Here is a 13,164-nt window from a genome sequence, read left to right as displayed (position 1 = left end):
ACTTTCGCCGGGTTTCCTATCACTTCTCTAAATATATCCTATAAAATCAGCTTATGCTGCGAAGAGGCCGTGTATTTCAACGCCTCTTTTCCGATGTGCTTTGTTGAATTAATTTCAAAATGGCGTTTAGTTTGCGGAGCTGAGGACACCGGGCAGAATTATCTTCTAAAATAAGCGAAAAGGGTGCAGGGGGTGGGTGCGGTGGCCTCGACGGGCTGCGGTGGGACGCGGTCGGTCGGCCATGATGCCTCCACGGGGGCGGGAGATGCGGTCGGCCGTGATGCCTCGACGGGGGCGATGGGGAAGGTACAGCGCGCGGACATGGAGGGGCGGATCCAGCGGTTGTCGCCAAGGCTTCGAAACGAGTGAACGACTGCCGTTCCGCTATTTGACGGACGGACGCCTTCAAGCCTCCATCTTCAGCTTCAGCGCGCCGAACAGCACGAACAAATAATACAGGGCGAGCAGGCCGAGTATACCGGCGCTGGTCAGCACGCTCATGGCGGGGCTGAACCGGTCGGCGATCCATCCGCCCAGGACCGGACCGATCATGACCCCGATGCCTTCCACGCTGGAGAAAAGCCCCCAGCCCAGCCCTTTTTGCTCCTTCGGCACGTATTGGGCAAGCACCGCGTTCCAGGCGGGGAGCACCGCTGCATACGAAATCCCCAGCACCGAAGCGACCAGCACGGCCATGCCGAGGGAGCGGGTTAAAGTCAATCCGAGAAGCGCCAGGGCAAAGGCGGAATAGCCGAGCACGATAAACCAGCGTTTCCCGAAACGGTCGGATAGCTTCCCCATCGGAATTAAGCCCAGCATCGTCAGGCCGCCTCCGGCAATGAGCACCAACGAATACTGCGAGTAGCTCAGACCGAGGTTCGATGCGGCAAACCCGGGCATGACGGGAACGAGCATGCCTGCTGCGGTCGTCTGCATCATCATCCCGGGCAGCAGCGCCTTCATCGCGCGCAGCCGCTCCCCCAGCAAGGAAAGCTGCCGCCGGAGCGAAAGCTGCCCGGTTACCTGGTCTTGACCGGCGGCGCCGAGCCAAAGCGACAAGACGAGCGCGGCGCCCCACAAGCCGATCATCAGCCAATACGCGGCCGTATAGCTGCGGTCAAGCAGGAAATTGATCGCGACGGGGCCTGAACCAAGTCCCGCCAGCCAGCACGTATAGATGACGCCCATGTGCGACGCCCGCCGCTTCGAATCGACCCGGCTTAAACCGCCGAGCCATACCGGCGATATGCCGACGCCGAACAGGGCCGCGGCGAGAGCCAGCAGCCATAACGCAGGGGCAGCCAGCATCATGAGGAGACCGGCGAGCGAGCATGCAAGCCCGATCGGGGCGATCAGCCGAAGCGAGAAGCGGTCAAGCAAATACCCGGCGCCGCATTTGATCAGCGTATCCGTGACATAGTGTACGGACACCGCAATGCCGACGCCGGCCGTCGACAAGCCCAGCCGATGAACGCCGTATGCAGGCAGGAAGGAAATGAGAAAAGCGCCGCGCACGAATTCCACCAGAAACAGAATCGCCGCGTATAAGAGCATGTTTGCTTTAGCTTGAAAGGGAACAGCGGTAACGTTCAAGAGATTCACCTGCGCTTTGCCGGTTTTCCCTTAGAATTCCCTCCACTTTCAGCATTATGCCAATCTTTCCTTGCGCTGCGCCTCGCCCGCCCATCATGTCCGGGTATCGTCCAGCCTTCATCGGATGACGAGCCTTACGTTAGAGGATTGCTCTTACGTCCTCGGCGACTCACAATGAAATCCCGCACGGCATCGGCCAAGAGCAGCAGGACGCCGACTTGAATTGCGATATCGGCCAAGTTTAATATCCCGCGGCCGTTATCCACAAAATCGGTCACCCATCCGAACACCGCCCGGTCGATCGCGTTGCCGATCGCGCCGCCGACGAGAAGCGCGGCTCCCGCCTCGGCCATACCGTTCTTGAGCTGCCCCTGCTTGCGGGCATAAGCCATGTAAAGAACGAACAGCACGGCCGGAATAATAAAATAACGGCCATAGCCCTGGAAGGTGCTTCCTGCCGCTCCGCTGTTGCGATAATACGTAAAGTGAAGCACGTCCTGCCAGATGACCAAGGTTTCGCCCAAGTGCATATGGAAGCGCACCCAGAGCTTCGTCGCCTGATCGATGCCTATCGCCGCGATGACGATCCCGTAATACCGCATCCCCGCTCCCCCATTCCTCTTCGCAGCCCCCGGTCTTCAGCCTATACCTGGTCCATCAAACGCGCCGTGAACATCGACTTGGCCATTCGCTTGCCCTCGTGATAAATCTCTACCTCGATCTTACAAAACCTGCGGCTGAACTCAATGATCATCGGGAAAATTTCAATGGTGCTGTCGATCGGAATCGGCAGCAGGAAATAGTTCGAGGAACTGTCCAGAATCAAGTTGCCCCGGTTCTGGTCGCGTACCGTCCGCAACGCCGCCTGATTCATCAGTGTCGTTAATACGCCTTCCGACACCATCCCCGCATAGTTGGTCATGCGGGCGGTGACGGTGCCGCGGAAGCAGGGCCTGCCGTCGGGCTGACGAACCTTCTCGAATCCGGACCAGATGAGATCTTCGATCGTCTCGCCGTTCTGCGGCTGGGTTTGGATATACTGCATCGCTTTCAGCACGTCCTTACGGCTGATCACGCCGATCATCTTGCGGTTATGATCGATCACCGGAATCAATTCGATGCCTTCCCAAATCATCGTATGGCTCACCGAGGCGACGGAAGTATTGGCGCTGATGGTCAGCGGATTTTTCGTCATGTAGGCGTGAACCTTCTGCTCCGGCTGCGCACGCAGCACATCCTTCGTCGTAATAATGCCGACCGGGCGGTTAAACTCATCCACGACGGGAAAACGCGTGTGCCCGTGTTCGTCGACCAGCTTCTGCATATCGTTGACCGTATCTGTGACGCGCAGCGAGTACACCGGGCTGTCCGTACGGATGATGTCCTGGACGAGAAGAATTTTTTTCTTGATCAGACGATCGTAAATGGCGCGGTTAATCATAGTCGCCACCGTAAACGTATCATAGCTGCTCGATATGATCGGCAGCTCCAGCTCGTCCGCCAGCTTCCGGGCCTCTTCATCCGCATGAAAGCCGCCCGTCACGAGAACGCCCGCCCCTTGCCCGAGCGCATACAGCTGGGCCTGGCTCCGGTTGCCCACGATCAGCAGATTGTCCGGCTCGATATAACGCTTCATCGCTTCAAGCTGCATGGCGCCGATAACGAATTTGTTCAGCGGCTTATGCAGCCCGGCGGCGCCCCCGAGCACCTCTCCGTCCACGATGTTGACGACCTCCGCGAACGTTAATTTATCAAAATGCTGCCGCTCCTTCTTATCGACACGGATCGTCCCGATTCGCTCTTTCGTCGTGACGAGCCCCAAATTTTCCGCTTCCTTGATAGCACGGTAGGCCGTGCCTTCACTCACTTCAAGCATTTGGGCGATTTTCCGTACGGAAATGCGGGTGCCCGCTGACAAATTTTCGATATGATCCATAATTTGCTCGTGTTTCGTTAGAAAACCTTGAAGCCCGTCACTCATGCTCGCTCCCCCACCTATCCGATCCATACTCTGTTACATTCTGTTCCACTGTTTTCATTGTAACACATTGGCAGTAGCACCTTGCAACTCACCTGGAGTGAACGACGGGCAACGGGAGCGTGGAGCGGCGCATGTAATCGAATAAACCAAGAAGGGTTGGGGAGCATCCCCAACCCTTCTTGGTTATATACGCTGCGGCCGCCAATGGAGCGGGCAGCAAGTCGATTGCGCAAGCGGGGGCTCGGCGGCACACTAGCGCAATAGCGGAACCACGACCTGCGGTATTGTCCGATTCCGTGCCTGCTCGCGCGATAACCCGCGCGCCCGTTATTCGTTCGAAGGCGCGGCCGTCGATCGCCGGGTCACGAGCTCAGGCTGCAGCACCGTTCGCCTTGAGCCGCCCTCTTCCTTCTTCAGCTGGCTGAGCAGCAAATCGACGGCCAGCTTGCCCATCTCCTCGGTCGGCTGGGAAACCGTTGTCAGCGGAGGCTCTGTGACCGTCGCCAATATCGTATTGTCGAAGCCGACAATGGACAGCTGCTCCGGCACGCGGAGCCCGAGCTCCTTCGCCGCCTGCAGCGCACCGATTGCAAGCAGATCGTTGCAGCAAAAAATCGCCGTCGGACGTTCCGCCCGCTGCAGCAGCTCCGTCGCTTTGCGCTTGCCGTCCTTGACCAGGGCGTCGCCGCTTGCAAGCACCCGATCGTCCGGCAAATCGATGCCGGCCTCCGCCAGCCGCTGCCGGAAGCCGCGAATCCGCTCCCGGCTGCTGCTTACCTTGAGCTGCTCGGCAAGCACGGCCAGCCGGGTATGGCCGAGCCCCAGCAGATGCTCCGCGGCAAGACGGCCGCCGGCGAAGTCGTCCGTGATCACCGTCTGCACGTCGTGACCGGGCATTTCCCGGGCGATCATCGCGATCGGGATCGAATTCTCAAGCAGCGGCTTCAGCATTTCCTTGTTGTCCATCCCGGTTCCGATGATCATGCCGTCAACGCTTTTTTGCTGCAGCAGCGATAAATAACGTTCCACGCGCTCATCCTTGTTGTCCGTGCTGCAAATAACAAGGCTGTAGCCGAGACTGTGTCCTTGATCCTCGACCGCCCGCGCAATCTCGGCGAAGAACGGGTTGGAAATATCGGGCACGAGCAGCCCGAGGGTGTAGGTCTTTTTGCCCGTCAGGGCGGCGGCAATGACACTCGGCTGGTAGTTCAGCCGCTCCATCACGCGCATAATTTCAGCCCGCCGTTCCTCGCTGATCTTGCCCTTGCCGTTGATGACTTGCGATACGGCCGCTATCGACACGCCGGCTTCGCGCGCGACGTCGTATATGGTTGCTTTCATGTGGATTCCCCGCTTGTCGGATTTCCTTCTATTATGCGCAGAAGGAGAACAACATGCAACCGCTTTGCGTGCCCGTCTAGGTACGTGGCTTCGTCATGATCCAAGCGTGGTCGGGGTCGTTATGAAATTTCCACACTCGCGTCGGTCCGGCCATGACGTTCAAGTAATACACCTCGTAGCCCGGAGGAGCGGATACCGGATGGTAACCTTTCGGCACGAGCACCGCTTGCCCGTCCTGGACGATGAGCGTCTCGTCAAGCGAACGGTCGTCCGTGTACACCCGCTGAACCGCAAAGCCTTGCTCGGGCTGTACGCGGAAATAATAAGTCTCCTCCAGCAGCGATTCGTCCGGCAGCGCATCCCGGTCGTGCTTATGCGGCGGGTAGCTGGACCAGTGTCCGCTCGGAGTGAACACTTCCACCACCAAGAGACTGTCCGCCGGCTCCTGCTCTGGCAAAATATTATGAACCTGCCGCTCGATGGACCCGTACCCGCGCATTTCCACACCGACTTGCTCCGGCGCGATTAAACGGGCGGCGTGCCCGCCCCGGCCCGGCGCCTCGCAGACGGCCAGCTCGACCGCCGTCCGCGCAGTCACCTCGTAGCGGTCGTCGTTCGGCACGTAAACCGAATACGGCGGCGTTTTCTCAAACACGCTCATTCTCCGACCGATACCCGGCCATGCTTCATGCGCCGTTGCAACGTCTGCGATGCCGCTCAGCAGCACCAGGCACACTTCCATGCTGCCGGTTTCCCGGCGGAGCGTCTGGCCTTCCGCCAAACGCACCACCTGAAAGCCGACATAGTCCCACTGCGCCGACTCCGGGGTGATGTTCAGTACCACGCCTTCCCGATCCGGCGTCTGTTCCGGTTTTACGATCAGCTTCGACATGTTCGCCTCTCCTTTCTTTCGTTAAACCGTTTCCTTAAACCGTTTCCTTCAATTGCTCCGATTCCAGGAGCCCGATCGCCTCGGCCGTCTTCACCGGACGCCCCAGCTTGTAGGACAGCTTGGCCGAGAGTGCGATCAGCTCCGCCTGCAAGCCGTCATTCCCGTCCACGATCAGCGGGCTGCCGTTCGTCAAGCTCTCGATAAACAGCTGCGTCTCTTCGATATAAGCCGCGTTGTAGCGCTCGAGGAAGAAGTGCAGCGGCTTGTCGCGGACAATTCCTTCCGCCGTGCTGATTTCCGCCGTATTCGGATGGTCGTTGGATACCGCAACGCTGCCCTTCGAGCCGAAAACTTCCACCCGTTGATCATAGCCGTACACAGCCTGGCGGCTGTTGTCGATGACGCCGAGCGCACCGTTCGCAAAGCGCAGCGTCACAATCGCGGTGTCGAGGTCACCAAGCTCGCCGATCACCGGGTTGATCAGCACGTTGCCCTGCGCATACACTTCCTCCACCTCGCTGCCGGATACGTAGCGGGCCATGTCGAAGTCGTGGATCATCATATCCATGAAAATGCCGCCGGATACTTTAATGTAATCGGGATGCGGCGGATTCGGATCGCGGGACGTAATTTTCACAATATGCGGATCGCCGATCGTACCGCCCTGCACGTGCTCGCGTACGCGTTTGAAGTTATGGTCGAAGCGGCGGTTAAAGCCGATTTGCAGCTTCACGCCCGCTTGCCGGACCGCCTCCAGCGCCTCCACCGTTTGATGAATATCCATGCTGACCGGCTTCTCGCAAAAGATGTGCTTGCCCGCCTGCGCCGCCTGCTTGATTAAAGGCACATGCGTATCGGTCGTCGAGCAGATGAAGATTGCATCGATCTGCGGGTCGGCAATAATGTCGCCGCTGTCTTTCGTCACGCGCGCGATGCCGCGATCCGCCGCCCATGCTTCCAATTCCGGGCCGGCGAATAGATCGCTGACAGCCGCAATTTCCGCTTGCGGCAGCCTTAGCAAATTGTCGGCATGAATTTTGCCGATTCGGCCTGCGCCGATAATTCCGATTCTGATCTTGTTCACGATAGGTCTCCTCTCAATTAACCTGCTTAGCCTGCTTACCTGCTTGCCCTGAACTGCCGAATAAACGCATCTTGGCGATAACGGAAGATTTGATCGCCTCCCGCGCCGGAATCAAATAGTTTCGCGGATCATACGCATCGGGTCGTTCATTCAGAAAGGCCCGGATCGCCGCCGTACACGCCATTTGATTGTCGGTATTGACGTTGATCTTGCACGTGCCGAGCGAGATCGCCTGCCGGATTTCCTCATCCGGCAGTCCGCTTCCGCCGTGCAGCACGAGCGGCACCCCCGTCATGCGCTGGATGACGCCCATCCGCTCGAAGCCGAGCTTCGGCTGTCCGCGGTACGGGCCGTGCACCGAGCCGAGCGCCGGGGCGAGACAGTCGATGCCCGTCTCGCGTACAAGGCGCGCGCACTCGTCCGGCACGGCGTACATGCCTTCCGCTTCGTCGACGACCAGGTCGTCCTCGCGTCCGGTAATCCGGCCGAGCTCCGCTTCCACCGTAGCTCCCAGCGCATGCGCCGCCTGCGTGACGCGCTGCGTCACGTCGATGTTATGCTCGAGCGAATGGTGTGACGCATCGATCATGACCGACGTGAATCCGGCATGCAGCGCACGCAGGCACAGCTCGTACGTCGAGCCGTGGTCCAGATGCAGCGCGACCGGTACGGTGACCCCGTAATGGTCGATCAGCGACTTGACCATCCCCACAATGCAGGGGAGGCCCCCCATGTAAGGGATGTACGCCTCGCTGACGCCCAGGATGACCGGCGCCCGCTCCTCCTGGGCGGCCTGCAAAATCGCTTGCGTAAACTCCAGGTTATTTAAATTAAACTGCCCGACCGCATAGCCGCCTTCCAAGGCGCCAAGCAGCATCTGCTTCATCGAGACGAGTGCCATAATGTTCTCTCCTTCATGCGGGCTAAGGTCACTGGACTTACCAGCGGGCCGTCAACATTTTCTTACGGGTATAAAATTCCACGCCGTCGGTGCCGTTGGCGTGCAAATCGCCGTAGAACGACTTTTTCCAACCGGAGAACGGGAAGAACGCCATCGGGGCAGGAACGCCGAGGTTGACGCCGAGCATCCCCGCATCGATCGTTTCGCGGAACTGGCGAACATGGCTGCCGTTCTTCGTGAACAGGCAGGCCCCGTTGGCAAAGTCCGAACGGTTGGCCAGCTCAATCGCTTCATCCAACGTAGCGACGCGCACGACCGACAACACCGGTGCGAAGATCTCATCCTGCCATATTTTCATCTCGTCCGACACCTGATCGAAAATCGTCGGTCCGACGAAGTAGCCCTCTGTGTGACAAGCGGCGTCCTGACGGCCGTCGCGAACCAGCAGCGCGCCTTCGTTCACGCCGGTCTCGATATATCCGATCGTCCGCTGCTTGTGCGGTCCGCGAATGACCGGCCCCAGGAATACGCCTTCGTCCAGGCCGTTGCCGATGGTGATGGCATTAGCCGCTTCGACAAGCCGGTTCACCAGCGTATCGCCGATCTCGCCGACCGCGACAACGACGGAGCACGCCATGCAGCGCTCGCCCGCAGAGCCGAACGACGCGTTGATGATCTCTTTCACCGTCAGATCGAGATCGGCGTCCGGCATGACGATCGAGTGGTTTTTGGCGCCTGCCAGCGCCTGAACGCGTTTGCCGTGAGCGGATGCGGTTTTGTACACATACTCTGCGACCGGCTGGGAGCCGACGAAGGATACCGCGCGAACGTCCGGGTGCTCGAGGACCCCGTTTACGACGTCATGCGCGCCATGTACGATGTTGAGCACGCCTTCCGGAAGTCCGGCTTCCTGGAACAGCTCCGCGAGCCGGTTAGCCAGCAGCGGCGTGCGCTCCGACGGCTTCAGCACGAACGTGTTGCCGCAGGCGATCGCGAGCGGGAACATCCAGCACGGCACCATCATCGGGAAGTTGAAGGGAGTAATCCCCGCGACGACGCCTACCGGATACCGGTACATGCCCGACTCCAGATTGGACGCGATATCGGGAAGCTGCTTGCCCATCATCAGGTTCGGGGCGCCTGCCGCGAACTCCACGCACTCGATGCCCCGCAGCACTTCGCCGTACGCTTCCGTATAGCTTTTGCCGTTCTCCTTCGTCACAAGCTGCGCCAGCTCTTCCCAATGATCGACCAGCAGCTGCTGGTACTTGAACAAAATGCGGGCGCGGCGCGGAACCGGCGTTCGGCTCCATACAGCGAACGCTTCCTTCGAATTTTGTACGGCGCGGTCCACGTCTTCTTTCGTGGAAAGCGGTACGTAAGCAAGCACCTCTTCGGTAGCCGGATTATAGACGGGCTCGGTTTTGGCGGATGCGGATTCGACCCAGACGCCGCCGATCCAGTTTTTTAACGTAATGGTCATGGAAAAAAAATCCCCTTTCGCTCGTTAGGTTGCCGTTCGTTATCAGAAGCTTAAGAAGCCGTCACTTCACCGCGGTTGCAGCGTTCGATATAGTCGTGCACCTGCTCGGCTGTCGGCATGGCGTCGGAGCAGCTGTGGCTGGAGATCACGATGCAGGCTGACGCACTGCCGAAGGCCATGCTCTTCTCGAGCGTCCAGCCCTGCATGACGCCGTACAGGAACCCGGCCGCGTACGAGTCGCCCGCCCCGAAGGTTTTGACGACGCGAGCCGGATAGCTTTGTGCCCGATGGCCGACACCATCCTGCGTATAGGCGATGGAGCCTTCCTTGCCGTGTTTGATGATGACGATTTTGGCCGAGTAATCAAACCATTTGCCCGCCGTCACGGCGTCGCTGTGCTCCGGATTCGCATCGAACCGCTCCATCATATCGAACTCCTCGCGCGTGCCGAGCAGGATGTCGCATTTCTCGGCGGCGAGGTTATAGTAGACGGCCGTTTCTTCCGGCGAAGTCCACGTGTAAGGCCGATAGTCCAGGTCGAAGACGATGACCGCGCCGTGTTTCTTGGCATAATGCAGCGCCTGGAACACCGCTTCCCGCGACGGGCTCTGGGCGAGCGCCGTCCCCGAGATCAGCAGCACCTTCGACCGGGCGATCAGCTCTTCGCTCACCTCGTCCGGCGTCAGCTTGAGGTCGGCCACGTTATCGCGGTACATCAGGATGCTGCAGTCGGTCGGGCTTTTAATCTCCGTAAAAGCAAGCCCCGTCACCGCCCCGGTCCGGTCCGTGACGACGTTCGACGTCTCGATCCGGTTGCGCTGCAAGTAATCGGCGATGAAGCGGCCCATTTGATCGTCCGCGATCTTCCCGATAAATGCCGTGCGGAGCCCGAACCGCGCCATCCCGATCGTAATGTTGGCCGGCGAACCGCCGACGTATTTCGTGAATGTCGTCGTCTCTTCCATCGGACGGTTAATTTCGTTCGCATTTAAGTCGATGCAGAGCCGCCCGATGGCGACAAAGTCCAGCGGCTTCTCCGCCGGAAATGTGACATAGGTCATCGCTTCGCTACCTTCTTTCCTTGGAAATAAGAGATTCGATATGCGCGATCGCCTTCTTCGCATATTCGTAAGCCGGATGCACGACGGGGTCCTGCTCGCCTTCGAGCATCGCCCAGCCGTCGTACCCGCGGGACAGCAGTTCCCGGAAGATCGGGGTAAAGTCAAGGCAGCCGTCGCCCGGAACGGTAAATACGCCCTTGCGGATACAGGTGACGAAATCCGCCTGCTCGGCCCTTGCCTGATCGAGCACCTCCTGCCGGATATCCTTCAGGTGAATGTATGCGATCCGGTCGTAATACTTGCGCAGCACCTCCAGCGGGTCCGCCCCGCCGTAGTAGGCGTGGCCGGTATCGAACAGCAAGTACACGAGCTCCGGATCGGTCAGCTCCATCAGCCGGTCGATCTCTTCCGGCTGCTCCACCACGGTTCCGCCATGATGATGATACGTCAGCTTAAGGCCATACTCCCTGGCGATGGCACCGGCGGCGTTCAACCCTTCCGCAAGGCTCTGCCAGCCGGCCTCGTCCAGCCGAAGCACTTCCTTCTCGTTCGGCGTACGGCGCGGATCGAAATGCAGCGATCCTCCGATCTCGCACGTGCTGATGACTTGACTGCCCATTTCTTTCAGAAACTCGACGTGTTTCCGGTACGCTTGCAGCTCGCTCTCGCGGTAGGACGGGTCGGAGAACAGCACCGACTTCCACTGCGATACGAGCCTGATGCCCCGTCGGGACAGCTCCGCCTTTAATACCTCCGGATCGGTCGGATATTTGCGCCCCATCTCCGTCCCGGTTAAACCAAGCGCCGCGATTTCGTCCAAAATTTGTTCATATGTCGTATCCGCGCCGTGCTCTTTCACGTCCTCGCCGACCCAGTTGATCGGATGAATGCCCAGCTTAAAAGGCAGCACTGGCTTTTGCTGTTGCTCAGGATTCGGCATGCCCGGACTCCCCCTTTTCCGTTATATGAGTTTAACCGCTTGAATACGCGCATTCATGCGTTCGCTTGCTTGCTTCACCTTGTCGCTGACGGACACTTCCGGCACGCCGACGTTCCACCACGACTCATACCCGTCCGTGTTCGTGCCCGGTACGACGGGAATTTCGATCAGCGTCGTGACGGTTTCACCTTTTGCCCGCAGCAGTGCGTCCTTCAGCTCTTCCGGCGTCGTCGCCTTGTAAGCCTTCGCCCCCAAGCTGCGCGCATGCGCCGTAAAGTCGATCGGCAGGTAGCCGCCCGTCAGCCGGCCCGTTTCGTTAGAGCGGTAGCGGAATTCATTGCCGAAGCCGTCGCTGCCGTGGCCCCGCTGCAAGTTATGGATACACTGGAAACCGTGGTTATCGAACAGCAGCACCGTGATTTTGCGTCCTTCCTGCAGACTGGTGACGAGCTCGGAGTGCAGCATCAGGTAACTGCCGTCGCCCACGATAGCGTACACCTCACGGTCCGGCTCGGCGAGCGCCGCGCCGAATGCACCGGCAATCTCGTAGCCCATGCAGGAGAAGCCGTATTCCATGTGATAGGTCTTCGGCTCAACCGGCCGCCACAGCCGGTGCAGATCGCCGGGCAAGCTCCCTGCCGCGCATACGATGACCGAGGTCGGCTCGATCGTCTCGTTGATCACGCCGAGCGCCCGGGTTTGCGCCAAGCCCGCTTCGTGCTCCGCCGCGTACAAGCGGTCGACCTCCCCGTCCCATTGCGCCTTCTGCGCCGCAATGTCCCCTTCGGCGTAACCGCTGCGGTAGGCCGACGCCGCCAGCGCTTCGTGCAGCGCGCGGAGCGCTTCCTTCGCATCGGCGGTCAACGCGACCCCGTTCAGCTTCGCCGAATCGAAGCCGCTGACGTTCACGTTGACGAACTGCACTTCCGGGTTCCTGAACGCCGATTTCGACGACGTCGTAAAATCGGAATACCGCGTGCCGACGCCGATAATGAGATCCGCCTCCTGCGCCAGGCGGTTGGCGGCCAGCGTGCCGGTTACGCCGATCGCTCCGACGTTCAGCGGATGATTCCACGGCAGCGAACTTTTGCCCGCCTGCGTCTCGGCTACCGGAATGCCGAACGCCTCGGCGAATGCCGCCAGCTCCGCCGTCGCGGACGCGTACAGCACGCCGCCGCCGGCGATCAGCAGCGGCTTGCGCTTGCCGCGCACCAGCTCCGCCGCACGCTTCACCGCATCCGGAGCCGGCGGCCGCCGGTCGATATAATGCACCCGCTTCGCGAAGAACGACAGCGGGTAATCGTAAGCTTCCGCCTGTACATCCTGCGGCAGGGCAAGCGTCACCGCGCCTGTCTCGGCCGGGTCGGTCAACACGCGCATCGCGTTCGGCCCGGCCGTCAGCAGCTGCTCGGGACGTGTAATCCGGTCCCAATATTTGCTGACCGGCTTGAACGGATCGTTCGCCGAGACGGTATAATCGCCGGCCACCTCCAGCTGCTGCAGAACCGGGTCCGGCTGGCGGGTCGCGAAATTATCGCCGGGCAGCAGCAGCACCGGGATGCGGTTGACCGTGGCAGTAGCCGCCGCCGTGACCATGTTTAAAGCCCCGGGGCCGATCGAAGACGTGCAGGCGTAAATTTGGCGGCGGTTGCGCTGCTTCGCGAAAGCGGTTGCAGCATGAACCATGCCTTGCTCGTTTTTGCCTTGTACATACGTTAAGGCGCCGGCGCTGCGTTCGAGCGCTTCACCGAGCCCTGTTACGTTGCCGTGACCGAAGATTCCCATCACGCCTTGCACGAACTTCGTTTCAACCCCGTCCATCGAAACGTACTGGGCATCCAAAAACCGGAGCAAGGCTTGTGCCATCGTAAGACGAATCGTGCTCATA

11 protein-coding genes are annotated in these 13,164 nt (G+C 59.9%); all 11 read right to left on the bottom strand.

What is annotated here, in order from left to right:
- Nucleotides 1-405 precede the first annotated feature (405 nt).
- The 11 genes from ACZ439_RS18255 to iolD all read right to left on the bottom strand — a co-directional run bounded on the left by ACZ439_RS18255 (nucleotide 406) and on the right by iolD (nucleotide 13,163).
- The gene (locus ACZ439_RS18255) at nucleotides 406-1,593 is read right to left on the bottom strand and encodes an MFS transporter (protein WP_464620013.1); all 1,188 of its coding nucleotides are present in this window, start codon (nucleotides 1,591-1,593) and stop codon (nucleotides 406-408) included.
- Nucleotides 1,594-1,727: 134 nt separating this feature from the next.
- The gene (gene lspA / locus ACZ439_RS18250) at nucleotides 1,728-2,195 is read right to left on the bottom strand and encodes a signal peptidase II (protein ID WP_141336416.1); all 468 of its coding nucleotides are present in this window, start codon (nucleotides 2,193-2,195) and stop codon (nucleotides 1,728-1,730) included.
- Nucleotides 2,196-2,236: 41 nt separating this feature from the next.
- Nucleotides 2,237-3,574: a DRTGG domain-containing protein gene (locus tag ACZ439_RS18245; RefSeq protein ID WP_127605013.1), complete on the bottom strand. Its 1,338-nt coding sequence runs from the start codon at nucleotides 3,572-3,574 to the stop codon at nucleotides 2,237-2,239.
- A 327-nt stretch (nucleotides 3,575-3,901) separates the two neighbouring features.
- On the bottom strand, nucleotides 3,902-4,915 hold the full coding sequence (locus tag ACZ439_RS18240; protein ID WP_141336417.1) for a LacI family DNA-binding transcriptional regulator: 1,014 nt from the start codon (nucleotides 4,913-4,915) through the stop codon (nucleotides 3,902-3,904).
- Nucleotides 4,916-4,991: 76 nt separating this feature from the next.
- Entirely contained in the window at nucleotides 4,992-5,807 is an 816-nt protein-coding gene (gene iolB, locus ACZ439_RS18235; RefSeq protein ID WP_054800169.1) for a 5-deoxy-glucuronate isomerase, read from the bottom strand.
- A 34-nt stretch (nucleotides 5,808-5,841) separates the two neighbouring features.
- The gene (iolG, locus tag ACZ439_RS18230) at nucleotides 5,842-6,891 is read right to left on the bottom strand and encodes an inositol 2-dehydrogenase (protein ID WP_054796333.1); all 1,050 of its coding nucleotides are present in this window, start codon (nucleotides 6,889-6,891) and stop codon (nucleotides 5,842-5,844) included.
- Nucleotides 6,892-6,904: 13 nt separating this feature from the next.
- Nucleotides 6,905-7,792 carry a class II fructose-1,6-bisphosphate aldolase gene (gene fba / locus ACZ439_RS18225; RefSeq protein WP_054796332.1) on the bottom strand — a complete coding sequence of 296 codons (888 nt, stop codon included), beginning with the start codon at nucleotides 7,790-7,792 and terminating at the stop codon, nucleotides 6,905-6,907.
- 37 nt (nucleotides 7,793-7,829) lie between these two features.
- Entirely contained in the window at nucleotides 7,830-9,275 is a 1,446-nt protein-coding gene (locus ACZ439_RS18220; RefSeq protein ID WP_127605017.1) for a CoA-acylating methylmalonate-semialdehyde dehydrogenase, read from the bottom strand.
- Nucleotides 9,276-9,325: 50 nt separating this feature from the next.
- Entirely contained in the window at nucleotides 9,326-10,336 is a 1,011-nt protein-coding gene (gene iolC / locus ACZ439_RS18215) for a 5-dehydro-2-deoxygluconokinase (protein ID WP_054796330.1), read from the bottom strand.
- Between the two features lie 7 nt (nucleotides 10,337-10,343).
- Nucleotides 10,344-11,276: a myo-inosose-2 dehydratase gene (iolE, locus tag ACZ439_RS18210; protein WP_054796329.1), complete on the bottom strand. Its 933-nt coding sequence runs from the start codon at nucleotides 11,274-11,276 to the stop codon at nucleotides 10,344-10,346.
- Nucleotides 11,277-11,297: 21 nt separating this feature from the next.
- A complete protein-coding gene (gene iolD / locus ACZ439_RS18205) occupies nucleotides 11,298-13,163 on the bottom strand; it encodes a 3D-(3,5/4)-trihydroxycyclohexane-1,2-dione acylhydrolase (decyclizing) (protein ID WP_155614626.1) in 1,866 nt (621 codons plus the stop codon).
- Nucleotide 13,164 lies beyond the last annotated feature (1 nt).

The organism is Paenibacillus sp. JCM 9796, from assembly GCF_055379675.1.
The sequence above is the reverse complement of the archived record's forward strand: the minus strand, read 5'-3'. Positions and strand labels throughout refer to the sequence as shown.

What these genes read in the sequence shown, in the direction of transcription:
- iolB (WP_054800169.1), bottom strand. Translation starts at nt 5,807, where the DNA reads ATGTCGAAGCTGATCGTAAAACCGGAACAGACGCCGGATCGGGAAGGC.
- ACZ439_RS18240 (WP_141336417.1), bottom strand. Translation starts at nt 4,915, where the DNA reads ATGAAAGCAACCATATACGACGTCGCGCGCGAAGCCGGCGTGTCGATA.
- iolE (WP_054796329.1), bottom strand. Translation starts at nt 11,276, where the DNA reads ATGCCGAATCCTGAGCAACAGCAAAAGCCAGTGCTGCCTTTTAAGCTG.
- iolC (WP_054796330.1), bottom strand. Translation starts at nt 10,336, where the DNA reads ATGACCTATGTCACATTTCCGGCGGAGAAGCCGCTGGACTTTGTCGCC.
- ACZ439_RS18220 (WP_127605017.1), bottom strand. Translation starts at nt 9,275, where the DNA reads ATGACCATTACGTTAAAAAACTGGATCGGCGGCGTCTGGGTCGAATCC.
- fba (WP_054796332.1), bottom strand. Translation starts at nt 7,792, where the DNA reads ATGGCACTCGTCTCGATGAAGCAGATGCTGCTTGGCGCCTTGGAAGGC.
- iolD (WP_155614626.1), bottom strand. Translation starts at nt 13,163, where the DNA reads ATGAGCACGATTCGTCTTACGATGGCACAAGCCTTGCTCCGGTTTTTG.
- lspA (WP_141336416.1), bottom strand. Translation starts at nt 2,195, where the DNA reads ATGCGGTATTACGGGATCGTCATCGCGGCGATAGGCATCGATCAGGCG.
- ACZ439_RS18245 (WP_127605013.1), bottom strand. Translation starts at nt 3,574, where the DNA reads ATGAGTGACGGGCTTCAAGGTTTTCTAACGAAACACGAGCAAATTATG.